We start from the raw sequence: 22,740 nt of genomic DNA on the forward strand, positions 1-22,740 counted from the left end.
AGGAACCCACATCATGAACGTGAACCACCCTGATCGCCGGGGCAGCGCCTGGGCGCCGGTCATTACTCCCTTTACATCGTCGCTGAGCGTGGATACGCCGAGGCTGATCGACCACTGCCGTTGGCTCCAGTCCCACGGTGTGGGGCTGGCGGTGTTTGGCACCAACTCCGAGGCCAACTCCCTGAGCGTCACCGAGAAGCGCGACCTTTTGAGCCGTCTGGAGCGAGCCGGGCTGAATCCGGCGCGGATGATGCCTGGTACAGGCCACTGCGCCATCGATGACAGTGTGGTGCTGACCCGTGATGCCGTGCAGATGGGGGCCGCTGGGGTGCTGATGTTGCCTCCGTTCTACTACAAGGGCGTCAGTGATGAAGGGCTGTTTCGTTACTACGCCGAGGTCATTGAGCGGGTCGGCGATTCCCGCTTGAAGGTGTACCTCTACCATATTCCGCCGGTGGCGCAGGTCCCGCTGTCGCTGGGATTGATCCAGCGTCTGCGTGAGGCCTTCCCGCAGACGGTGGTCGGCATCAAGGACAGCGGTGGGGACTGGGCTCATACCCTGAACCTGATCGAGCGCTTTGCCGCTGACGGCTTCGAGGTATATGCGGGCAGTGAACGTTTCCTGCTCGATACCTTGCGGGCAGGGGGAGCCGGCTGCATCAGTGCCACGGCCAACGTCAACCCCGCGGCCATCGCAGCGCTTGCTGGTGCGTGGCAAGACGCCGACGCCGACCAGCATCAGGCTGGCCTCAACCAGGTGCGTGACCTGTTCGAAAGCTACCCGGTGATTCCCGCCATGAAGGCCGCCAAGGCGAGCTTCTCGGGTGTCGACGACTGGCACCGGCTGCGGCCGCCGCTGGTCGAGCTGGATAGCCAGCGCCGGCAGTCCTTGCTGGCAGCGCTCGAGGCTCAGGGGTTCAGCATGCCGGACAGCGAACGTGTGTCCCACTAACAGGATGCGTGAACGAGGGCATCAACATGGCACACACTATGTCACGTACTATGGCACAACACGACCTCAGGATTGTGGCCCTGCGCAGATTGAGCGAGGCGCACCTGGCCGCGCTGCAGGCGGTGGCCCAGGTCGACTACTTCGATGAGCTGCATGACGGCAATCGCGCCGAGTATGACGCCGCGCTGGCCAGGGCCCATGGCCTGATTGGCGGCAAGCTGGAGCTGGATGACGCTGCACTTGAGCGCGCACCGCAGCTGAAGGTGGTGTCGACCATTTCGGTGGGTTACGACAACCTGCCGCTGGCGGCGATGAGTCGTCGCGGTATCCTGCTGTGCAACACGCCGGATGTGCTGACGGAAACCACCGCGGATACAGCGTTCGCCCTGATCATGGCCACCCAACGGCGGCTGGTGGAGCTGTCCTGCATGGTGCGCGAGGGGCGCTGGCAGAACCATGTTGGCCCCCATCATTTCGGCCATGACGTGCACGGTAAGGTGCTGGGCATTGTTGGCGCCGGCCGTATCGGGGCGGCCATCGCCAGGCGCGCCGCGCTGGGGTTCAACATGCCGGTCCTGTATGCCGCCTCCACCCCCAAGCCGTCTCTGGAGCAGCAGCTGGGGGCCGAGCGTTGCTCGCTGGACGAGCTGCTGGCGCGTGCCGAAATCGTCTGCTTGAGCGTCCCGTATCGAGAGGACACCCACCACCTGATCGACGCCGCCGCGCTGGCGCGCATGCAGCCATCGGCCGCCTTGATCAATGTGGCCAGGGGCAAGGTGGTGGACGAGCAGGCGTTGATCGATGCGCTGCAGCGTGGCGTGATTCGCGCGGCGGGGCTGGATGTGTTTGAACAGGAGCCGCTGAACCCCGACTCACCCCTATGCCGAATGGACAATGTGGTGGTGTTGCCGCACATTGGCTCGGCGACCCATGAGACGCGTGCTGCCATGGCTGGGCGCGCGGTCGCCAATCTGATCAATGCTCTGACGGGACGCGGAGAGGTGGACGCGGTCAATGGCGGTGTCCTGGCCGACGACCCTCGGTGAACAACAAGGAAGGGAGAGAGCGAATGAAGCGGTGTCTCGATGACATCTACAGCCTTGATGACTTCGAGCGGGTGGCCCGTCGTCACTTGCCGCGTCCGCTGTTTGGCTATGTGGCCAGCGTCGCGGAAGAGGGTGCCACGGCGCGTGCCAGTCGCGAGGCCTTCGATCGTTATCAGTGGCTGCCGCGAGCGCTGGTGAATGTCTCGACGACCTCCACCGAAGTGGAGTTGCTGGGACAGCGCTATGCCCAACCCTTCGGGATTGCCCCGATGGGCATCAGTGCCCTGACCGCCTATCAGGGCGATCGGGTGCTGGCCGATGAAGCCCGCCGAGCAGGGATTCCGATGATTGTCAGCGGCTCGTCCCTGATTCCCATGGAAGCGCTCGCCGAGTCACACGGTGCCGAGTGGTTCCAGGCCTATCTGCCAGGCACCCTGGAAGGCATCGACGCCTTGCTTGATCGGGTCATACAGGCGGGCTATACCCGTCTGGTGGTCACGGTGGACTATGCGGTGCCGCCCAATCCGGAAAACCACCGCAGAGCGGGCTTCTCCAGCCCCTTGAAGCCCAGTGTCAGGCTCGCCTGGGATGGGGTGACGCGGCCTCGCTGGCTATTCGGCACCTTCCTGCGAACGCTGTATCGCCATGGCGTGCCTCACTTTGAAAACAACTTTGCCACCCGCGGCGTACCGGTACTGGCCAAGCATGCGGCCCGTGATTTTGCCGGGCGTCGTCATCTTGACTGGTCGACCCTGGAGCACGTGCGCTCACGCTTTCCGGGAAAACTGGTGGTCAAGGGGATTCTGCATCCCGATGATGCGCGTCGGGCGCGGGACATCGGTGCCGATGGGCTGATCGTTTCCAATCATGGTGGGCGCCAGCTGGATGCCACGGTGGCGCCCCTGACCATGCTTCCTGAAGTGCTCGAGGCGACCGAGGGCGCTATCCCGGTCATGATCGATGGCAGCTTTCGGCGCGGTGGCCAGGTGCTGAAAGCACTGGCGCTGGGGGCTGACTTTGTCTTTATCGGCCGCCCCTACAACTACGCCGCCAGCGTCGCAGGACATGCTGGTGTGGCCCACGCCACACGCCTGTTGAGCGAGGAAATCGAGCGCAACATGGCGCTGCTCGGCATCACCCGGCTCGACCAGCTGGGGCTCCACTCATTGAGAAAGAGCGGCTGAACAGGAGATTGTTCCTGTAGTCGGCGGGAAGGCGTAGCGATACAGATACAGTGACAGGGGCGCTCGGCTGAGCGCCCCTGTCCGTTCTGCCTGCTATCTCGAGTAGGCACGGAGCTGGTGTCGGGAGCCGGGCCGTCAGGCGCCGTGATAGCCATCTCGTTCCGGCTCATCCTCGCTTGCTGAGTCAGCGCCTGGCGGCAGCGCAGCGACCCAGGCCATGGCGGCGTCCCGCTCCTTGTGTGAAAAGGTGCGGATCTCGATCTTCTTCACCAGCCGATCTTCCAGATGGGCGACGTGCTTGATCCACTCCTTGTCGGTGATCACGGCGGCACGATGATAGTGGTCGAGCTCCCCAATCTGCGTCAGCCCGTAGCCAAGGTCTCGCAGCAGCGCGGTCAGCGTCATCCAACGCAGGTCATCAAGCTCGGCCACCATGCTGACCTTGGGGTAGCGCTTCTTGGCGGCTTCGATGAGGTCGATGGCCTGCTGCAGTTCCTGAGCGGTCACGGTGCCACCAGCACGGATGGCCACCACATGATCAGCGGGATGTGGAATCTGCTCGAGCATCGGAAATCTCCTTGTCGGGGGACGGTGGGGGCGCGTCGCCAGGTCGCGGGAGGAAACCTGGAGCACCATGTTCAGCATAGTCGCTGCTGGCCGCGACGGGCGCTGCGCGGGCTTACGTTGGAAAGGCCTGACGTTGTACCTGTAAGGCCCCTTGGTCGGTTGGCGACGACGATGGAGCAGGGCGAAGGCCTCTTGCCTCGCCTTCATCATCATGCAAACGAGGGTGGCCTTTATGCAAGCTCGGGCAACGAGTGTTCACGGCGGCAACAGGGGGTGGTGGGCGAGTTGGGCGTTGGCGCTCGGGTTGGCCGGGACGATCGGCTGGACGGCTCCCGCCCAGGCCGCTGAGTCCCACGCCGCGTCTCCCAGGGTGATCGAGCTGACCCAGGTGGGCTGTCAATTCCTGGAAAGCGAAAACGGCACCCACCATGGTGTCCAACCGCGCAGCAAGGCTGACTGCGAGGCCTTTAATGATGAGACGGGCGAGGCACGTCTGGCCGCGTCCAAGGTGATCCACCTGCCCCCCGGCGACTACGTCTTTCGGGTCAAGAACGAAGGTGTCCCCTACGAACTGGGCTTCTGGCTGCGCGGGGATGGGCTGGTCAACCGTGCGCGTCTGCCCAGCGCATCAGGGGGCGGGTTGGCCGCCGGACAGACCAAGGATTTTGCCATCAGCCTGGAGCCCGGAGAGTACGTCTATTCCTGCCCGCTTAACCCGACCCTGGACTACACCCTGGTCGTTGAAGGCTGAGCCTGTTTCCCGCACCCAGCCAGGCCGCCGGCGGGGCCACACAGAATGGCCTAGCCAGACGGCGAATAACTGAACCACACCGATACCCGACAGATACCCGCTGTGTCATTTCGGCACGGCGGGTGTTTACGCATCCAGCATGCAAGGTTTCCCGTCTAGGCTCTCAGCATGGCGTGTAACGCGTCAGCAATGGAGAGTCGAATGATGCCAAAGGTCGAACCCCGCCCACCGGAGCCACGTATCGGGCTGATTACCCTCGGGGTCCAATCGCTTGATCGTGCCATCGAGTTTTATCAGCACGGACTATGTTGGCCACGTCTAGAGGAAGATGACGCCAAGATCGCTTTCTTCACCCTGCAAGGCACGTGGCTGGCCCTCTATGGCTGGAACGCGCTTGCCGAGGATGTGATGGTCAATGCCGGTGGCGAGGGGTTTCGTGGCGTGACCCTGGCCTATATGGCTCGCGATGTTGATGAAGTGAATGCGGTGCTGGCCCAGGCCAAAGCCGCTGGAGGCACGCTGCTCAAACCGGGTCAACAGGTGGTCTGGGGAGGCTACTCGGGCTACTTTGCCGACCCCGACGGACACCTCTGGGAAGTGGCCCATCATCCCTCCTTCTGGCCAGGCCCATCCGGCAAACCGGGTCCGTGAATGCCGCGTCCCCGGGTGCCTTGGTTGCCCACTGATATCCAGGGTGTCGATGCCCTGGAGCGCCTGGCCAGCTGTCTTGAGCAAGCGGGCCTGTGACGCTCTGCTTCAGTGGGCTTCCGGCGACTGTTCCATTTCGCGTTCCAACTTGCGCGCCACATCCCCGGGAGACCCGGTGCGCCGTGCCATCAGGTCGTAGGCCACCGGTACCACGAACAGCGTAAAGAAAGTGGCGGCGGCGACGCCGGTGAAGATCACCGTGCCGATGACCATTCGGGTCTCGGCACCGGCGCCGCTGGACAGGATCAGCGGTACGCTGCCGGCGATGGTGGTCACCGAGGTCATCACGATGGGCCGCAGGCGGGTCATGGCGGCTCGCATCAGCGCTTCACGGAAGGCGATGCCTTCATCTCTCAACTGATTGGCGAATTCGACGATCAGGATACCGTTCTTGGCCGCCAGCCCCACCAGCATGACCAGCCCTACCTGACTGTAGATATTGAGGGACTGTCCCGTCAGCCACAGTCCGAGCAGGGCGCCGCCGATGGCCAGCGGTACCGTCAGCATGATCACCAGGGGGTGGATAAAGCTTTCGAACTGGGCCGCCAGGACCAGGAATACCACCAGCGTCCCGAGCACCAGCAGGAAAGTGGTCGCGCCCGTGGACTCCCGATAGTCACGGGCCGCCCCTTTGACGTCGGTCTGTACGCCCGCTGGCAGCACCTCGTTGACGGCATTTTCGAGATAGTCGAGGGCCTCGCCCATGGAGTAACCGTCGGCCAGGTCGGCCTGAAGCGTCACCGCACGCAGCCGGTTGTAGCGGTTGAGCTGGCTGGGGCCGGCGAAGGCTTCCACGGTCACCAGACTTGAGAGCGGAATCAGCTCGCCGCTGCGATCGGAGCGCACCCGCACGTTGTCCAGTGAACTGGGGGTTGGGTTGGAGCCGCGTTCACCCTCGAGGATAACGTCGTACTCCTCGCCCTGATCGGTGAAACGGGTCACTGTGCGCCCGCCGAGCAGAGTCTCCAGGGTGCGGCCAATCTCGCTGACGGTGACGCCAAGGTCCGCCGCCCGGGTGTAGTCGATATTGACGTTGAGCTGGGGCTGATTCTCCTCGTAGTCACTTTCCAGGTTGAGCAGGTTGGGGTTGGTCTGGCGGATATGGTCCATCAATGCATCGCGCCAGGTGGCCAGCTGTTCATAGCTGCCGCCGCCCAGCACGAACTGCAGGCCCTGTTCGGTACCCCCACCGAAGCCTTGGCGCATGACCGGGAAGGCACGAATGCCTGGCAGTTCTGCCAGGGATTGGCGAACTTCGTTCATGATCGGCCAGGCGGGGCGTCGTTCGGCCCAGTCCGACAGGCCAACGATGCTGAAGCCGGAATTGAAGTTCTCGGTATTGCCGCGGCCCTGGGGGGCGATGATCAACACGCGCTCGACTTCTCCACTGTCGCGCAGCGGGAGCAGTCGGGCCTCCACCTCGTCCATGTAGTCCTCCATATAGGAGAAGGTGGCGCCAGGGGGACCGCTGATGATGACGAAGAAAGTGCCGCGGTCCTCTCTGGGCGTGTACTCGGCGGGTAGCTGGGGGTAGAGCCAGGCGATGCCGGCGAGCATGGCGACGAAGCAGGCCACCACCAGCCAGCGCGCTTTCAGGACCGCCTCGAGGCAGCGCCGATAGACCCCCTGGGCACGCTGCAAGCCTTGATCGACAAGGTGAGCCAGGCGCCCTTCGTGGAGACTCGATGACAGGATCTTGGAGGCCATCATCGGTGTCAGGGTCAGCGCCAGCAGGGTGGAAATGGCCACCGCCGCCGACAGTGTCAGGGCAAATTCGGTGAACAGCTTGCCGACGTCTCCCTGAATGAAGCTCAGCGGCACAAATACGGCGATCAGCACCAGGCTGGTGGCAATCACCGCAAAGGCCAGCTGGCGGGCGCCGCGGAAGGCAGCCACCAAGGGCGTTTCGCCGTACAGGTGCATGCGCCTGTGGATGTTCTCGAGCACTACGATGGCGTCGTCCACCACCAGGCCGATGGCCAGCACCAGGGCGAGCAACGTCAGCAGGTTGATGGTAAAGCCCATGGCGGCCAGGGCCGCAAAGGTGCCGATCAGGGTAACCGGCACGGTGACCGCAGGGACCAGGGTGGTGCGCAGGTTGCCGAGAAACACGAAGATCGCCACCACCACCAGGCCAATGGCGATCAACAGGGTACTGACCACCTCGCGGATGGCGCCAGAAACGAAGGTCGAGGCGTCATAGTTGAGCGACAGGCTCATGCCATCGGGCAGGCGAGGGGAGAGGCGCTCCATCTCGGCGCGCACGGCACTGGACAGGGCCATGACGTTGGCGGTGGACTGCTTGACCATGCCGAGCCCCACCACCGTGTTGCCGTTGCCGCGAAACAGCGAACGCTCCTCCACGGTGCCAAGCTCAACCCGGGCGACATCGGACAGCCTGACCAGGTAGCCGCCTTCGCCGCGGTCCAGTACCAGCGCACGGAAGTCTTCCGGGGTCGAGAAGCTGCGCGGCAGGCGTACCATGAACTGGCGATCCTGGGATTCCACCGCGCCCCCGGGCAGCTCCACGTTTTCTGCCCGCAGGGCCGACTCCACGTCGCTGACGGTCAGCCCGCGGGCGGCCAGGGCATCGTTGTCGAGCCACACCCGCATGGCGTATTCCTTGGCGCCGCCGACGAACACCCCGGACACGCCTTCCTGGACCGAAAAGCTGTCCACCAGATAGCGTTCGGCGTAGTCGGTCAGCTCTGCCGTGGTGTAGCCCTCGCCAGACAGCATCAGCCACATCACCACCTCGGAGCTGGTGTCTTCCTTGCGCACCTCCGGTGGGTCGGCTTCATCGGGCAAGTTGTCGGCGGCGCCAGAGATCCGGTCGCGCATGTCGTTGGCGGCGGCGTCGATATCGGTGGACAGGCTGAACTCGACGTTGATGTTCGAATTGCCGTCGGTGGAGGTAGAGGTAATGACCTCGATCCCGGCGATGCCGGCGATACGCTCCTCCAGCACCTGGGTGATGCGGGTCTCGACCACATCGGCTGAGGCGCCAGGGTAAGCGGTGCGAATGCTGACGATGGGCGGGTCGATGGTGGGATATTCCTGCAGCGGCAGGCGGGTCAGGGCAAGCAGGCCAAAGGCGACAATCAGCGCGGCCATGACGGTGGCCAGCACCGGTCGCTGGACGGACACATCGGACAGGCGCATCAGCGGTCGCCCTCCTGGCGCTGCTCAAGCAGGATGTCGCTGACGCTGGTGGTCTCGTCCTCGATGCCGATCAGCTCGACCCGGGAAGCCTCGTGCAGTCGATCGTTGCCGTGGGTCACGACCAGCTCTCCAGCCTCGAGTCCGTCGATGACCTCGACGTCGCCCTCGCGGCGAGAGCCGACTTCGATATCTCGCTGCACCACGTCGCTGTCCTCCCGTGAGGGCAACACCCAGACCCGCTGGCGCTGGCCTTCGGGGACCAGGGCCGACTCGGGAATGACCAGCGCCTGGCGGGGGCTTCGGGCAATGGTCACACGCATCAGCATTCCTGGCCGCAGCAGGCGTTCGTCGTTGTCGAGCAGAGCCCGCACGGTGATGCTGCGACTCACCGGGTCCACTCGAGAATCGATGGTGGCGATCTCGCCCTCGAATACACGCTCTGGATAGGCGGCGGTCGTGGCGGACAGACTAAGACCACGCGATAGCGACCCCAGCTGCACCTCAGGAACGTCGAAGTCGAGCTTCATGCGCGAGATGTCGTCGAGGGTGGTCAGCTCGGTGCCCGGCGTGACCAGGGTACCCACGCTGATATCGCGTACCCCGACCACTCCGTCGAAGGGCGCGCGGACGCGGTAGTTGTCGAGCATGGCTTCGAACCCGGCGATGGTGGCGTCCACCTGCTGCAGCTGGGCACGACTGTCTTCTACATCGGCTCGCGGCGCCAGGTTGCGGCTTTGCAGTTGGGCGAACCGGTTGACTGCGTTCTGGCGCTCGGTACGCAAGGCCTGGGCCTCGCGCAGGGCCGCACGCTCTTCGGTATCGGATAGCTCCACCAGAATATCGCCCTGGCTGACTTCTTCACCGCCCTCGAAATTGATCGCCGACACCGTGTCCGTCACCGTGGCCGATAGGGTGACACTCTCATTGGCGGACAGCGTGCCCAGAGATTCCAGCGGGTCTGACCAGTCGTCTAGCACCACCTCTGCAGCGATGATCGGGGTCGGTGGCGGTCCTTGCGGTGTGGTTCCGGGGGCCTGCTGAGCGTGGGAGGGGGTAGCAAACAGAGCGAGCGCCGGGAGCAGGGCGTTGGCCCATGCCAGGCAGCCTTTCCGGTGCCGTGATGCAGTTTTCGGCAAGAAAGGTGACCGTGGTAAGCGTAGTGGCATGGTAATCGTCCTGATAAACATGGGCGAAGCAGCGGCGTCGACACCCGGCAGCCCTTCGGCGGAGCGTGACAACGAAACGGGTGGGTCACCTTGAGTGACAGAATGTCCGAGTATAGCGACAGCATGCCGGAGACATGGCGTTGATAGCCCGAGCCTGGTGCACTTGCACATTGTTTTCGCAAGTCGTTCGCCGGATAACAACAGAGCGTTGCACACGCCCGTTGCACCCGCGAGACGGCAGAGCGTGACGTCAGGGCGTCGAAGCTGGGCGATTCATGGCGCACTGTTTGCTAGTATTGGCGGCTTTGCCAGGGTGTGGGGAGCAGTCGGATGAAGGTGGATGTGGTCATCATTGGCGCGGGTGCCGCGGGGTTAATGTGTGCGCTCACGGCCGGCTACGCCGGTCGCTCGGTCATGGTGATCGATCACGCCAACAAGCCGGGCAAGAAAATCCTGATGTCAGGCGGCGGCCGCTGCAACTTCACCAATATGGCGACCTCCGCTGCCAACTTCTTTTCCGCGAACCCGCACTTTTGCATTTCGGCTCTCAAGCGCTATCGCCCCGACCATTTTGTCGAGCTGGTAGAGCGGCACGGTCTGGAGTACGTGGAAAAGGCCCCCGGTCAGCTGTTCTGCGCCGACTCCGCCAAGGATCTGCTCAACGTGCTGTTGACCGAGTGTGACTGGGCCGGTGTCGAGCTGTGCCTGAAGACCCGCGTCGAGCGCATCGAACGCCAGGGGGAAGGCATGCGCCTGACGACCTCGGCCGGTCGCATCGAGGCGGGAGCCGTGGTCATCGCCACAGGAGGCCTGTCGATTCCGACCATGGGTGCCAGTGGCTTTGGCTACGATATCGCCCGCCAGTTTGGGCTTGAGGTCACCGAGACACGGGCGGCCCTGGTGCCGTTCACCCTGACATCGCAATGGAAGGAGCGGGCTTCGGCGCTGTCGGGTCTGTCGACGGATGTCGTCGCCCGCTGTCGCGGTGGCGAGTACCGCGAGCCGCTGCTGTTCACCCATCGCGGGCTGTCGGGCCCTGCCATGCTGCAGATATCAAGCTATTGGCAGCCCGGCGATGACCTAGAGATTGACCTGCTCCCCGGTGAAGACGCCTTTGAGGCGCTGTGTATCGCCCGCCGAGAGACGCCGAAGCGGCGCCTGTCGACCTGGCTGTCCGAGCGCTACCCGAAGCGCCTGGCTCAGGCGCTGGTGGAGTGGCACGGGGATGATGGCGTGCTGGCCGAGCGTTCCAACGCAAGCCTCGCGTCCTGGGCCGAATCCCTCAACCGCTGGCGCATCAAGCCCGCCGGCACCGAAGGCTGGCGCACCGCCGAAGTTACCATGGGGGGCGTGGCGGTCGACGCCATCTCCTCTAAGACCTTCGAGGTCCAGGGCCTGCCGCAGCTGCGCTTTATCGGTGAGGTCCTGGATGTGACCGGCGAGCTTGGCGGCTACAACTTCCAGTGGGCATGGGCCAGTGCCGTCGCCTGCGGGCAGTCGCTGTAGGCAATCAGCTCAAGTAGCACAGGGCAGGGCTTCCATCTCGCTGACCAGGTGGTCGATAAAGCGACGAATGCGGGTGGGCAGGTGGTCGGCGTAGGGATAGACGGCGTAGATGTCGGCGTTGGGAAGCTGATAGTCGGGCAGTACCTGTACCAGTCGTCCCTGTGCCAGATGCTCGTGCACGTCCCACTCTGCCCTTACGGCGATGCCGTGTCCGCGCATCGCCCAGGTCAGGACACTCTCACCGTCGTTGGCGGACAGGTTGCCGCGGACCTTGATCTGATGGTGGCGCTCGCCGCGGGTAAAGCGCCAGTTGCCGTAGGTGTCGTCGTTTTGCCTGAGCACGATGCAGTTGTGATCGCTGAGTTCCTCCGGTGTTCGGGGATGGCCGTGTCGGTCCAGATAGGCTGGCGAGGCGCACAGCAGGCGGCGATGTGAGGCGATCTTGCGCGCATGCAGTCCTGAGTCAGGCAGGCTGCCGAAGCGAATGCCGATATCAAAGGCATTGGCCACCAGGTTGAGCGGGTGGTCCGATAGCTGAAGCTGGCAGTCGATACCGGGATATTGTTCGACAAACGTCGCAACAAAAGGGGCGATATGTCGGCGGCCAAAACCGAAAGGCGCGTTGATCCGAATCTGTCCCGAGGTGTCGTCGGAATTGACCTTCAGGGCGCGTTGTAGTGATGCCATATCCGCCAGCATTCGCTTGGCATAGCGCAGCATCACCACCCCATCCGGCGTCACACTCATCGCACGCGGGGTGCGATAAAACAGCTGAGTCTCCAGCGCTTTCTCCATGTTTGCCAATCGCTTGCTGGCCGCAGCGGGAGTGATATCCAGGTCCTTGGCGGCGCGGGACAGGCTGCCGGCTTCGCACAGGTAGACAAAGAATTCGAGATCGGCAATGGATTTCATGGTTAACCCTAGGGTCAAGGTAGCTTTAACCGCCAGTCTATTGCCGCTATTTCCTGCTGTCACTTAGCCTTCGTTGACACCATCAATGACCAGGTTTTCTGGTCCGTCAACGAGGTCCAAGACAGATGAGAACACACAAGGTAGCGATCATGCCCGGCGATGGGATCGGGCTGGAAGTCATCGAAGCGGGCAAGCAAGTACTGCAGGCTCTGGCCAAGAAAAGTGGCGACTTCGGCTTCGAATTTGAAGACTTTGACTGGAGCTCCAAGCGCTACCTGGAGCAGGGGCAGTACATTCCCGACGGTGGACTGGAGCGTCTGAAGGGCTTCGATGCCATCTATTTCGGCGCTGTGGGCAGCGAAGACGTGCCCGACCACGTGTCACTGTGGGAGCTGCGCCTGGCGATCTGCCAAGGGTTCGATCAGTACGCCAATGTGCGCCCGGCCAGAGTGCTGCCGGGGGTCAAGAGTCGCCTGCAAGGCGCCGACAAGATCGACTGGGTGATCGTCCGTGAAAACAGTGAGGGTGAGTATTCCGGCAACGGCGGCCGGGTGCATCAGGGGTTGCCTGACGAGATTGGCACTGAGCTCTCCATCTTTTCGCGCAAGGGCATCGAGCGTATCCATCGCTTTGCCTTCGAGCTGGCCCAGAGCCGCCCGCGCAAGAAGCTGACGCTGGTGACCAAGTCCAATGCCCAGCGTCACGGCATGGTGCTTTGGGACCAGCTGTTCTTCGAAGTGGCCAAGGACTTTCCCGAGGTCGAGATCGACCGGGAGCTGGTGGATGCGGTGACCACCCGCATGGTGCTCAAGCCTGAGACCCTGGACGTGGTGGTGGCCACCAACCTGCACGCTGACATTCTGTCTGATCTGGCGGCGGCGCTGTCCGGCAGTCTGGGCATCGCCCCGACCGCCAACCTGAACCCGGAACGCAACTTTCCATCGATGTTCGAGCCGATCCACGGCTCCGCCTTTGATATCGCAGGCCAAGGCATTGCCAACCCGGTGGGGTCGTTCTGGACCGCCGCGATGATGCTTGAACACCTCGGCGAAACCACTGCCGCAGAACGCCTGATGGCAGCCATCGAACGACTGACAGCCTCCGGCATGCAGACCAGGGATCTGGGCGGTGACGCCACTACCCGAGACGTGACCGCCGCCATCTGTGCAGATATTGAAGCCCAGGGATAAGCCTGACTCCCCCTGGTGCCGTGGCGTCGGGGGGCGATGACGTGACTCGCGCAGCGTCATGTCCACCTGCGTGAGTCTCTGGGGAGCCGGAGATCATCGGCTCTCCGCTCCACAAGCCCAGCAAGAGGCTTGCCAGCAACAATCACAATATCGAGGAGCAACGCCATGAACACCACACCGCTTATTGTCAGCGCACTGATCGCTGCCGCCGCCAGCCCGGTCTTCGCCTCCGACGACTCGGCAGACTGGCCGCAGAGCGTCACCATCGGTACCGGCAGCCAGGGTGCCACCTATTACATCTACGGCAGCGGCTGGGGCAACCTGGTTGGCGAGCGCACGGGCATTTCGTTTGGTGCCGAGGTCACCGGTGGCCCGGTGCAGAACGTCACCATGGTGCAGATGGGCGAGCATGAGTTCGGCATGGTCACCATGGGACCCGCCTATCAGGCCTGGCAAGGCAACAGCCAGCTGGCGCCAGGAGTCGAGCACACCGACGTGCGGGCGGTCTTCCCGATGTACCAGACCGCACTGCAGGTCATTGCGCTCAAGGATTCAGGTATCGACTCCGTCGCCGACCTGGACGGCAAGACCATCGGCATCGGGCCTGCCGGTGGAACCGGTGATCTCTACTTCCCGCAGATCTTCGACAAGCTGGGTATCGAGGTCGATACCCGCAATGGCGGCGCCGCCGATCAGGCGGGGCAGGTCCAGGATGGCCTGCTCGATGCCTTTGCCTTCGCTTCCGGTATACCGGTTTCCGCGTTCAGTCAGCTCGAGGCGCAAGCCGACGTCAATATCTTCTCGTTCTCCCCGGAGGAAAGCGCGCAGTTCCTGGAGGACTTCCCTGCGTTAAGCGCTTCGTCGATTCCGGCGAGTGCCTATCAGTCGCTGGAACAACCGACCCCAGCCGTGTCGATCTGGAACTTTGCCATCACCCACAAGGACATGCCCGAAGGGCTGGTGTATGAGGTGACAAAGACGGTGATGGAAGAGCACGAGCGCATGCTCAAGGTGCACGGCTCGGCCAAGGAAACCCTGCCGGAGAACGCTTCCCAGAACAGCTTCATGCCCTGGCATCCGGGAGCGGTCCGTTGGTTCGAGGAAAACGGCTACGACATCCCGGACAACCTGGAAGGCTGATGCGCATGGGCCGGCCGATGTAGCGGCTGGCCTTGATGCCCTTGCGCCGAGGCCCTGGGTGGGTCTCGGCGTTGGTGATCTGAGGGACGACTAACATGACCACGACAAGACAAGCGGAGCCCGCTGGCGAGGTGGCTTCTCTGCACACGGTGGTGGCTGAGGGCGCCGATGACCTGCCCCGTGCCCATAATGAGCGCGTGCTTGACGGCCTGGTCGGCCGTACGGTGATGCTGGGGTGCGTGCTGTTTACTGCGATGCACCTCTATGCGCTGAACATTGCGCCGATCGAAACCTGGACCTTTCGCATTCTTCACGTGGCAGGCGGTCTGCTGGTGGGGTTCGCGATCACCGCGGCGATGTCGGTAGACCCTGATGCGGTGACAAGCGGAGCGCGCCGGCCGTCTGGCGCCGAGCGGGCGATGGCCACGCTGACCCTGGCAGCGAGCCTGTATGCGGCGGGTTGTGCCCTGGTGCTGTGGGGACTCAGCGATGCCCGTGGCGCCGCCTTTCATCCTGCTCTACCGATGCATCTGGCCGTCTCGCTGACGCTTGCCAGTACGCTCGGCGTGCTCGCAAGCTGGGCCTTCTGCCGGGCGCCGAGCAGTCGAGGGGACCGGATTCAATGGCCGGACCTGGCGTTGATGGTGTCGGCACTGGTGGTGGCCGCTTACCTGATCTTTGTCCTGGGCCGTTGGCGCATGGCGGCGGGAACACCATTGGTCGGCACCGCTGAGTGGCTGGTCGCGGCCAGCGGTATCCTGCTGATCATGGAGCTTACGCGGCGTATCGCGGGACTGGCGCTGATCGTCATCACCAGCGTCTTTCTGGTCTATGCCTTCGCCGGCCCCTACCTGCCCGGCATCCTGGCCCACGACGGCTACACCGCCAAGCGCTTCTTCACTTATCTGTACACCGACAGTGGGGTGCTTGGGCCGACCACGGCGGTATCGTCGACCTACATCATTCTGTTCATCACCTTTGCCGCCTTCTTGCAGGCGTCCAAGGTGGGCGACTACTTCGTCAACTTTGCCTTTGCCATGGCCGGGCGCTCCAGGGGTGGGCCCGCCAAGGTAGCCGTCTTTGCCTCGGGGCTGATGGGCATGATCAACGGCACCTCTGCCGGGAATGTGGTGGCGACCGGGTCGCTGACCATTCCGCTGATGAAGCGGGTCGGCTATCACCCGCTGAGTGCCGGGGGAATCGAGGCGGCGGCCTCCACCGGTGGCCAGATCGTGCCGCCGATCATGGGTGCCGGGGCCTTCATCATGGCCGAGATTACCGGTATCCCGTATACCGAGATTGCCTTTGCCGCGCTGATTCCGGCGGCGTTGTACTTCCTCGCCATCTACCTGATGGTGGACCTGGAAGCGCGCCGGGATGGCATGCAGGGCCTGCCCAGGGAGCAGCTGCCCCAGATGGGGGAGATGGTCAAGCGGGTCTATCTGTTTCTGCCGATCATCATCCTGATCGCCACGCTGTTCATGGGGTATTCGGTCATCCGTGCGGGCACGCTGGCCATGGTCAGCGCCGCCGTGGTGTCCTGGCTGACGCCGCACTGGATGGGGCCGAAGGCCTTGCTCAGGGCGCTGGAGCTGGGCGCGCGGATGTCGGTGCCGTTGATCGCGGTGTGTGCCTGCGCCGGGATTATCGTCGGCGTCATCTCGCTGACCGGGGTGGGCGCGCGCTTTGCGTCCATGCTGCTGGGAATTGCCGATACCAGCCATTTCTTGGCGCTGTTCTTCGCCATGTGCATCTCGATCCTGCTGGGCATGGGCATGCCCACCACGGCAGCGTACGCGGTGGCCGCCTCGGTGGTGGCGCCAGGACTTCAGCAGATTGGCATCTCACCGCTGGTGTCCCATTTCTTCGTGTTCTACTACGCGGTGTTGTCGGCGATCACGCCGCCAGTGGCGTTGGCGGGCTACGCGGCGGCAGCAATCTCCAACACCAATGCGCTGAAGACCGCGGCCACCTCATTCAAGTTCGGCCTGGCCGCCTTTATCGTGCCTTTCATGTTCTTCTACAGTCCTGCGCTGCTGATGCAGGGAGCCTGGTGGGAGATCGTCAGGGTGGCGGTCACCGCCAGTATCGGTATCTATCTGCTGGCGGCGGCGCTTCAGGGCTACTTCCTGGCAGCACCTGTGGGCCTGGTGGCAAGGCTGGTGCTGGGAGTGGCTGCCCTGGCGATGATTGCTGGCGGGCTGGTGACCGATCTGATGGGGCTGGGGCTCGGTGCGACGATCTGGGGCGTCCAACGCTGGCGCCACAAGAGCGCCGGCACGCTGCCCTCCTGAGTCGCTACGCTGCCCTGTCAAGAACGGCAAGGCAGCGAAGACAGGGCGCAGCGATACCTGGCGTCTTGAAGCAGAGCACAAGCCCGGGTGCTAAAGCGCGGGGAGGCGGCCTACGGGCCGCCTCTTTTTTATGCTACTACCTTGCACAGACGTGGAGGCTTCCTGTTCAAGGGATGCTGCCTGCGTTTTTTTTCTCGGCCGCCCAAGGATCAGGGCATCAGCGACGTCTTTACATGAAGACGCCCCCCCTGTGGGGTGATGTGGTTTTCCGAGAGTCCGACCGCGAGGAGCGGCCACTTGTCGATTCAACAGCCCGAAGCCCGGGTACCAACGGATATAGAACTGGTGAAGGGCGCTGCCGGAGGCGAGCGTGAGGCCTTCGCGCGCCTGCTGTCTCGCCACTACGACCGGCTGTTTGCGCTGGCCTGGCGGCTGACCGGAAGCCGCGCCGAGGCCGAGGATCTGACCCAGGACATCTGTCTGGCACTACCCGATAAATTGCCGAGTTTTGACGGGCGTGCTGCTTTTTCCACCTGGCTGTATCGGGTCGCGGTCAACGCCTCCCACGATCGCCGCCGGCAGCAGGCTACTCGGCGCAAGGCTGCCGAGGGCTGGGAGGCTTGGGAGCAAGACCGACATCGGCGTAATCGACAGCGCGACGCTGAGCAGCGCTGGCTCGCCAGAGCAATGGCGACGCTGTCGATGGAGCTGCGTGACACCGTGGCGCTGTCGCTGGGTGAAGGCATGACCCAGGCCCAGGTGGCCGAGGTGCTGGAGGTATCTGAGGGCACTGTGGCCTGGCGCATGAGTGAGGTGAAACGACAACTGAGCGCGCTGGCCCGGGGGGAGGAGGAAAGATGAGTGATGAGCTGAAGCGCCTCGAACGGGCTCTGTCATCTGCACCCGCGCCAGAGGCGGAGGTGAAGTCCGGGCATCTCAAGGCGGCGCTTGACCGATTCGATCAATGTCAGGCCACCGACCAAGAGTCCAGGGACGAGCCACGTCTCTCGGGGGAAGGTCGCGACGACACCAGGTCGTGGCCACGTTTCCCCCGGAGGGATACCCCCATGAATCGGTCAAGCACACATCGACCCTTGCACCGTCGACCATCGGTGGCTGCCGCCGCCTCGCTGGCGGCGCTGTCACTGGGGCTTTACCTGCTGTGGCCCCAAGGCCAGGACGTCGACGTCGTGACGGGGTCCGAGCCGAGCCAGGATGCCGAGATGGTCGTCGCGCCACCTCGAATGGCCAGCAAGTCCGAGGCCGCCCTGGAGTCGACCGAGCGTGGACGTCTGGCTTCTTCACCATCGGCGTCGCTCTCTCCTGCGACATCGACATCGACGGCGATGCGCGGCCTGATGCCGAGTCAGGAGGTCGCACGGATAGCGCCCTTGCCGAGCCCGGGGCCTTCGGCCCGGGTGTCTACCGCCACCACGGAAGCCTATCCCGAGTTCGATGCCTCAAGCCTTAGGGTGACCGCCGAGGCGCCGGTGTCGACCTTTTCGGTGGACGTGGACACGGCGAGCTACGCGGTGGTGCGCTCGTCGCTGATGCAGGGACAGTTGCCACCACCCCAGGCGGTGCGCATCGAGGAGATGATCAATTACTTCAGCTACGACTACCCGCAGCCTGACGCCGAGGCCTTTCTCCCGATCGTTGACGTCTTTGCCTCGCCATGGAACTCCGGGCGCCAACTGGTACGAGTAGCGCTTCAGGGCAGGGCGGCCACGCCAGGCCCCCGCCCGCCGGTCAATCTGGTGTTGCTGATCGATACGTCTGGCTCGATGCACTCGCCGGATAAGCTGCCCTTGCTCAAGCGATCCATGGCGCTGTTGTTGGGTGAACTGGAAGACGACGACGAAATCGCCATCGTCACCTACGCTGGCAGCGCCGGCATAGCGCTGAAGCCGACCAGGGTCGCCCAGCGTGATGACATCATCAGCGCACTGGAGCGTCTGACGTCGGGCGGTGGCACGGCCGGTGAGGCGGGATTGCGTCAGGCCTACCGAGTGGCGAGGCGGATGAGCGGCGAGGGCGAGACGACCCGAGTGGTGCTGGCCACCGATGGCGACTTCAATCTGGGCATCAGCGACCCCGAAGCGCTGGAGCGCTTTATCGCCGACCAGCGCGACGATGGCGCCTACCTGTCGGTGTTGGGCTTCGGGCGCGGCAATCTTGACGATGCCGTGATGCAGTCCCTTGCCCAGCATGGCAACGGCCAGGCGGCCTACATCGACAGCATGACCGAGGCGCAGAAGGTGCTGGTGGATCAACTGTCGGCATCGCTTGAGCCCATCGCCAATGACGTCAAGGTGCGTGTCGAGTTCAATCCGGCGCGGGTGCAGGAGTACCGCTTGATCGGCTATGAAACCCGGGCGCTGAGGCCTGAGGACTTCCGCAATGACCGGGTAGATGCCGGTGATATAGGCGCAGGGCATCAGGTCACCGCACTTTACGAGATCACCCCGGTGGGGTCCCACGCCGCGATGAGCGAACCGCGGCGCTACGCCAAGGAGGATCACAGCCCGGTGGGCCCCTACAGCGACGAGCTCGGCCATTTGGCGCTTCGCTACAAGGTGCCGGGGGACGATCGCAGCCGTCTGATCGAGATGCCGATCAAGGCGCCGACGGAAGCAGCCTGGCAGCTGCCCGATAGCGAAGCGTCCTTCGCCGCCGCCATCGCAGGCGTTGGTCAGTTGCTCGGTGATGACCGCTATCTCGGTGACTGGGGCTGGGACGATGCCATCGCCCTGGCGGAGGGCAACAGGGGCGAAGATCGCTTTGGCTATCGTGCCGAGGCAGTACGCCTGATGCGACTGGCCAGAGACCTGTCGGAGCGCTGAGGTTTTACGCTACGCTGGGATGTATCACAACTTTCTTGTTCAGGAGGGGGCATGGCCAAGGCGTTGGGGCGACGGCGTGTAAATGCGGCCATGGCGTCCATCATCAGCGCTCTTCTCGATGAGGCGCGCCAGGCCTACCCGCGTATTCGCCAACCCCATGAGCCGGAAGGGCTTCACGATTTCCGGGTGGCCCTTCGTCGCCTACGCTCCTTGCTCAAGGATTTCCGCTCACAGCCCGGCGTGGCTGTCGATAAAGAGCTTTATCGACAGCTGACAGCGCTGGCGCGTGCGACCAACGACGCGCGTGACAGCGAGGTCATGCTGGCTTGGCTGGACGAACAGGTGGCGACCAGTGGAGCCGCTGAGCGGGGCGCACTCGGTTGGTGGCGTGAGCGCCTGGCGCCTCAGGTCGACAGGCATTACGCCAGGCTGGATGCGCCGATCGCGAGCTTCCCTATGCTCGATGCCAAGCTACGCGAGGCGGCCAATCGAGCGCGGGGTAAACGGGCGGCACTGGGCAGCAGCGCCATGCGGAAGTCGACGCGCAAGCGGGATGTGCGTGAAGCCCCCCGTTTTGGGGTTGCCAGTGCCGAGGTCCTGGAGCGGCTGCGAGACCAGTGGCTGGCGGAGCTTGCCCAGGTGCGCGTTGGCGCTGAAGAGGAAGCGCTGCATCGTCCGCGTATCACCGGCAAGCGATTGCGCTATCTGCTGAAACCCTGGCGAGAACAGGGCAGTGCCTTTGTTGAGCTGGAAGACGAGATGAAGCGCCTTCAGGATGCCTTCGGCGATCTCCACGATGACCTGGTGCGAGCCGATGCCCTGACGGCCGCAGCACTGCAGCACGCCGAAGATGAAATGCTGGAGCGACTGGCAAGCGCTGCGACGGCTGCGCCAGTGCGGGCTAGCGCTCCGCGCCATCTGCGCGGATTCATGCTGTTGCAGGGACGCCAGCGAGAGCAGACAGAGGCGCATTTGACCCGTGTCATGACCCTGTGTCGCAGGCCTCAGCTTGCACGCCTGGCGGCCAGGTTCGAAGAAGCCGCTCAGCAGATGAGGGCAGCGTCTTGACGTCGGCAGTGACTCACTTCAAGCGCTGGGACACTTCCTTCCACAGGCCGGCATAGGCGTGTGCAGCCGGGCTTGCTGGGGCAAAGTGACGGACCGGGGCACGCTCAAGCCCCATGCGCTCGACCGCACTTGCCGCCGGAATCACCGTCGACAGTCGCAGTGGCCAGCGCTTGTCGAAGCTATCGATGACCTCCCGGTGCAGGCTTCTGCGTCGATCTGCCAGAGTCAGGAAGGGCCATAGCGGGCAGGTAAGATGGCGATCGTCGAGGAAGGTCTCGAGCTGCTCAAGGGTGCGCAGCGACAGGGTCGACGGCACGACCGGCACCAGCAAGGCATCGACACTGGTGAACATGTTTTCCGACATGTGCGAAAGGGTAGGCGGGCAGTCGAGGATGACCAGGTCGTATTCGTCTCTTACCCGCGCCAGTATCTGGCGTAGGTGGCTGGTCCCCTGATGCTCCAGCAGGTGGTCCATTTCCCTCGAGTCCAGCGATGCCGGGAGCACATCGAGACCGTCCACATTGGTCGCGCGAATGACCTTGTTGAAAGCGGCCTTGCCTTTGACCAGCTTCTCGACGCCACCGCGAATCTTTGGCTTCACCTTGAGATAGAAGGTGGTGGCCGCCTGAGGATCCAGGTCCCACAGCAGCACGCGCAGGCCTGATCCAGCGGCTTCACTGGCGAGATTGACGGCGGACGCGGTCTTGCCGACGCCGCCTTTGATGCTGTAGAGCGACAGCATTCGCATCGCCGATTATCCCTGATAATTGATGACGTTATCGAAGGACTCTAACACAGCTTTAGCAGCTTCGCTGTGTCATGGAACGGAGGTTGAGTCTTCCGTCAGCAACGCGCAGATTGCACGGCCGAGTCGTTGTAGGATAAGCCCCTGTCGCGGCAGAGCCCATGCCGGGCTGGCCAAAGGCTGGCGCTCGATAGAGGTAGACGTTGGGACCAGGTTGAAGGCGGAGCAGAGGAAGCGGGGCAGAGGAAGCGAGGCAGAGGGAGGCAGAAAGAGTCGGTCAGGAACAGCGTGGCAAGAGAATGCCAGGCAAGAACCACCAGGCTAGCGCTGGATCAGGCGTCTGACCCGCTGCACGGCCAGCGCGGTAACGACCAGCTTGCGTCCCCAGCGTGTCAGTCGACCTGGGTGGCGCAGAACCGGAATGAGCGCGGCACCGGCTCCAAGCAACACCGGGGTGCGGTAGCGGCTCACGGCCTGCCAGCCAGCGTCAATGCGTCGGCCGGCCTGCTGGTAGCGGTGGGCGGCCAGCAGAATGTCCAGCCGCTGCTGTTCGATAGTGGCTTCGAGCGCTGCCTTGCGCTGCGCTCGAGTGGCAGAAGGTTGATCACGATTCATGCCGAGGGTCCTCGCATATCCCGATGCGCGCCAGGATCGTCGTTGAGCGATGACTCTGCCAGTTCGCGATCCAGCGCCAGGTGTTTCAGCGTGCTGACCAGCAGGGTGCGCTGGCGTGCCATGCGCATGGCCACCAGCGCCATGCCCACTCCCGACAGCAGCAGGACGGCCGCACTGACGGCGATGGCGGTCAGCCGATACGAATCCCAGAAGACAATGATCACGAACGCCGTCAGGGTCGCGATGCCCAGCATCAGCAGTACCATGCTGAGGCCCAGCAGCAGTGCCATGGTGACCAGTCTGGCGCGTTCTTCTTCCAGCTCAAGCACGGCGAGACGCAGTCGCGTCTCGCCGGTGGCGATCAGGCTGGAAAGGACACGCTTCCCTGCGCCGAACAGTCGCTGTGCCGGTCCTTGGCTGTCAGACATCAGCGACGCCCGAGCAGCATGCCGATCACGACGCCAGCGGCGGCGCCGATACCGATGCTCTTCCACGGGTTGTCGTGGACATAGCGGTCGCAGGCATCCACTTGCTCGGTCACGCTGTCACGGGTCTGGCGATAGACTCGCTCACCGGTGGCCTCGAGACGAGCGCGGGTATCCTTAAGGCGCGCTTCGGCCTTGCTGCGCCATTCCTTCACCGCTTCACTGGAGTCATCGGCGGTGGCGCTGAGCAGATCCTCCAGTGTGGTGGACAGCTGCTTCAGGTCTGCGCGCAGCTGCTCCGTGGAGGCGCTTGAAGAAGCGGCTTCGGCGGCATCGGCTTTGGCGTTGGTCTTGCTGGTGGTGCTGGAGCTTCGTGTAGCCATCATGTCTTCCTTTGACGTGGGTGGACAGACGCTGAAGAGGCATCAGCCATCTTCTTTATGCTCGCATTAGAGTAGCAGGTGCC

The 22,740-nt window shown here is 63.7% G+C and carries 20 protein-coding genes; 12 read left to right on the top strand and 8 right to left on the bottom strand.

Annotated features, from left to right (window positions below; genetic code table 11):
• Positions 1–13 precede the first annotated feature (13 nt).
• From KUV45_RS09950 to KUV45_RS09960, 3 genes are read left to right on the top strand one after another with little or no spacing between them, the layout of a single operon-like run.
• Complete coding sequence (locus tag KUV45_RS09950; protein WP_222162933.1) at positions 14–952, top strand: dihydrodipicolinate synthase family protein; 939 nt, start codon at positions 14–16, stop codon at positions 950–952.
• Positions 953–990: 38 nt separating this feature from the next.
• Positions 991–1,998 carry a D-glycerate dehydrogenase gene (locus KUV45_RS09955; RefSeq protein WP_224852045.1) on the top strand — a complete coding sequence of 336 codons (1,008 nt, stop codon included), beginning with the start codon at positions 991–993 and terminating at the stop codon, positions 1,996–1,998.
• A gap of 23 nt (positions 1,999–2,021) precedes the next feature.
• Positions 2,022–3,182, top strand: a complete 1,161-nt coding sequence (locus tag KUV45_RS09960) for an alpha-hydroxy acid oxidase (protein WP_222162934.1) — start codon at positions 2,022–2,024, stop codon at positions 3,180–3,182.
• A gap of 135 nt (positions 3,183–3,317) precedes the next feature.
• On the opposite strand, the gene KUV45_RS09965 is transcribed toward KUV45_RS09960, so the two are convergent.
• Entirely contained in the window at positions 3,318–3,749 is a 432-nt protein-coding gene (locus tag KUV45_RS09965) for an STAS/SEC14 domain-containing protein (RefSeq protein WP_222162935.1), read from the bottom strand.
• Between the two features lie 232 nt (positions 3,750–3,981).
• On the opposite strand from KUV45_RS09965, the gene KUV45_RS09970 reads away from it, so the two are divergent.
• Together KUV45_RS09970 and KUV45_RS09975 are read left to right on the top strand one after the other, a co-directional pair.
• On the top strand, positions 3,982–4,500 hold the full coding sequence (locus tag KUV45_RS09970) for a hypothetical protein (protein WP_222162936.1): 519 nt from the start codon (positions 3,982–3,984) through the stop codon (positions 4,498–4,500).
• A 201-nt stretch (positions 4,501–4,701) separates the two neighbouring features.
• On the top strand, positions 4,702–5,151 hold the full coding sequence (locus KUV45_RS09975; RefSeq protein ID WP_224852044.1) for a VOC family protein: 450 nt from the start codon (positions 4,702–4,704) through the stop codon (positions 5,149–5,151).
• Positions 5,152–5,256: 105 nt separating this feature from the next.
• Here KUV45_RS09975 and KUV45_RS09980 read toward each other — a convergent pair whose 3' ends face one another.
• Positions 5,257–8,370, bottom strand: coding sequence for an efflux RND transporter permease subunit (locus KUV45_RS09980; protein WP_222162937.1), 3,114 nt, complete (start codon positions 8,368–8,370; stop codon positions 5,257–5,259).
• Positions 8,370–9,536, bottom strand: a complete 1,167-nt coding sequence (locus KUV45_RS09985; RefSeq protein WP_222162938.1) for an efflux RND transporter periplasmic adaptor subunit — start codon at positions 9,534–9,536, stop codon at positions 8,370–8,372. The genes KUV45_RS09980 and KUV45_RS09985 overlap by 1 nt, the downstream gene beginning before the upstream one ends.
• Positions 9,537–9,866: 330 nt before the next feature.
• Here KUV45_RS09985 and KUV45_RS09990 point away from each other — a divergent pair, with 330 nt between their 5' ends.
• Positions 9,867–11,042, top strand: a complete 1,176-nt coding sequence (locus KUV45_RS09990) for an NAD(P)/FAD-dependent oxidoreductase (RefSeq protein ID WP_222162939.1) — start codon at positions 9,867–9,869, stop codon at positions 11,040–11,042.
• 9 nt (positions 11,043–11,051) lie between these two features.
• Here the strand turns inward: KUV45_RS09990 and KUV45_RS09995 are convergent, their stop codons facing one another.
• A complete protein-coding gene (locus tag KUV45_RS09995) occupies positions 11,052–11,954 on the bottom strand; it encodes a LysR family transcriptional regulator (protein WP_206936918.1) in 903 nt (300 codons plus the stop codon).
• Positions 11,955–12,079: 125 nt separating this feature from the next.
• On the opposite strand from KUV45_RS09995, the gene KUV45_RS10000 reads away from it, so the two are divergent.
• The 6 genes from KUV45_RS10000 (at position 12,080) to KUV45_RS10025 (ending at position 20,489) form a co-directional block, all read left to right on the top strand.
• Positions 12,080–13,144 (top strand): tartrate dehydrogenase, encoded by a 1,065-nt coding sequence (locus KUV45_RS10000; RefSeq protein WP_206936919.1) that lies wholly within the window; start codon positions 12,080–12,082, stop codon positions 13,142–13,144.
• 165 nt (positions 13,145–13,309) lie between these two features.
• A complete protein-coding gene (locus KUV45_RS10005) occupies positions 13,310–14,284 on the top strand; it encodes a TAXI family TRAP transporter solute-binding subunit (protein ID WP_222162940.1) in 975 nt (324 codons plus the stop codon).
• A gap of 95 nt (positions 14,285–14,379) precedes the next feature.
• Complete coding sequence (locus tag KUV45_RS10010; protein ID WP_222162941.1) at positions 14,380–16,578, top strand: TRAP transporter permease; 2,199 nt, start codon at positions 14,380–14,382, stop codon at positions 16,576–16,578.
• 297 nt (positions 16,579–16,875) lie between these two features.
• Positions 16,876–17,439 carry an RNA polymerase sigma factor gene (locus KUV45_RS10015; protein WP_222162942.1) on the top strand — a complete coding sequence of 188 codons (564 nt, stop codon included), beginning with the start codon at positions 16,876–16,878 and terminating at the stop codon, positions 17,437–17,439.
• A gap of 206 nt (positions 17,440–17,645) precedes the next feature.
• A complete protein-coding gene (locus KUV45_RS10020) occupies positions 17,646–19,421 on the top strand; it encodes a VWA domain-containing protein (RefSeq protein ID WP_222162943.1) in 1,776 nt (591 codons plus the stop codon).
• Between the two features lie 51 nt (positions 19,422–19,472).
• Positions 19,473–20,489: a CHAD domain-containing protein gene (locus tag KUV45_RS10025; RefSeq protein WP_222162944.1), complete on the top strand. Its 1,017-nt coding sequence runs from the start codon at positions 19,473–19,475 to the stop codon at positions 20,487–20,489.
• Between the two features lie 13 nt (positions 20,490–20,502).
• Here the strand turns inward: KUV45_RS10025 and KUV45_RS10030 are convergent, their stop codons facing one another.
• The 4 genes from KUV45_RS10030 to KUV45_RS10045 all read right to left on the bottom strand — a co-directional run bounded on the left by KUV45_RS10030 (position 20,503) and on the right by KUV45_RS10045 (position 22,657).
• Positions 20,503–21,237 carry a ParA family protein gene (locus KUV45_RS10030; RefSeq protein ID WP_222162945.1) on the bottom strand — a complete coding sequence of 245 codons (735 nt, stop codon included), beginning with the start codon at positions 21,235–21,237 and terminating at the stop codon, positions 20,503–20,505.
• 318 nt (positions 21,238–21,555) lie between these two features.
• Positions 21,556–21,849 (bottom strand): YqjK-like family protein, encoded by a 294-nt coding sequence (locus KUV45_RS10035; protein WP_222162946.1) that lies wholly within the window; start codon positions 21,847–21,849, stop codon positions 21,556–21,558.
• Positions 21,846–22,277, bottom strand: a complete 432-nt coding sequence (locus KUV45_RS10040; RefSeq protein WP_206936932.1) for a phage holin family protein — start codon at positions 22,275–22,277, stop codon at positions 21,846–21,848. The genes KUV45_RS10035 and KUV45_RS10040 overlap by 4 nt, the downstream gene beginning before the upstream one ends.
• Positions 22,277–22,657 (bottom strand): YqjD family protein, encoded by a 381-nt coding sequence (locus tag KUV45_RS10045; protein WP_206936934.1) that lies wholly within the window; start codon positions 22,655–22,657, stop codon positions 22,277–22,279. The genes KUV45_RS10040 and KUV45_RS10045 overlap by 1 nt, the downstream gene beginning before the upstream one ends.
• Positions 22,658–22,740 lie beyond the last annotated feature (83 nt).

This window comes from Halomonas sp. DP3Y7-2 (genome assembly GCF_019800795.1).
Lineage (GTDB): Bacteria > Pseudomonadota > Gammaproteobacteria > Pseudomonadales > Halomonadaceae > Halomonas > Halomonas litopenaei_A.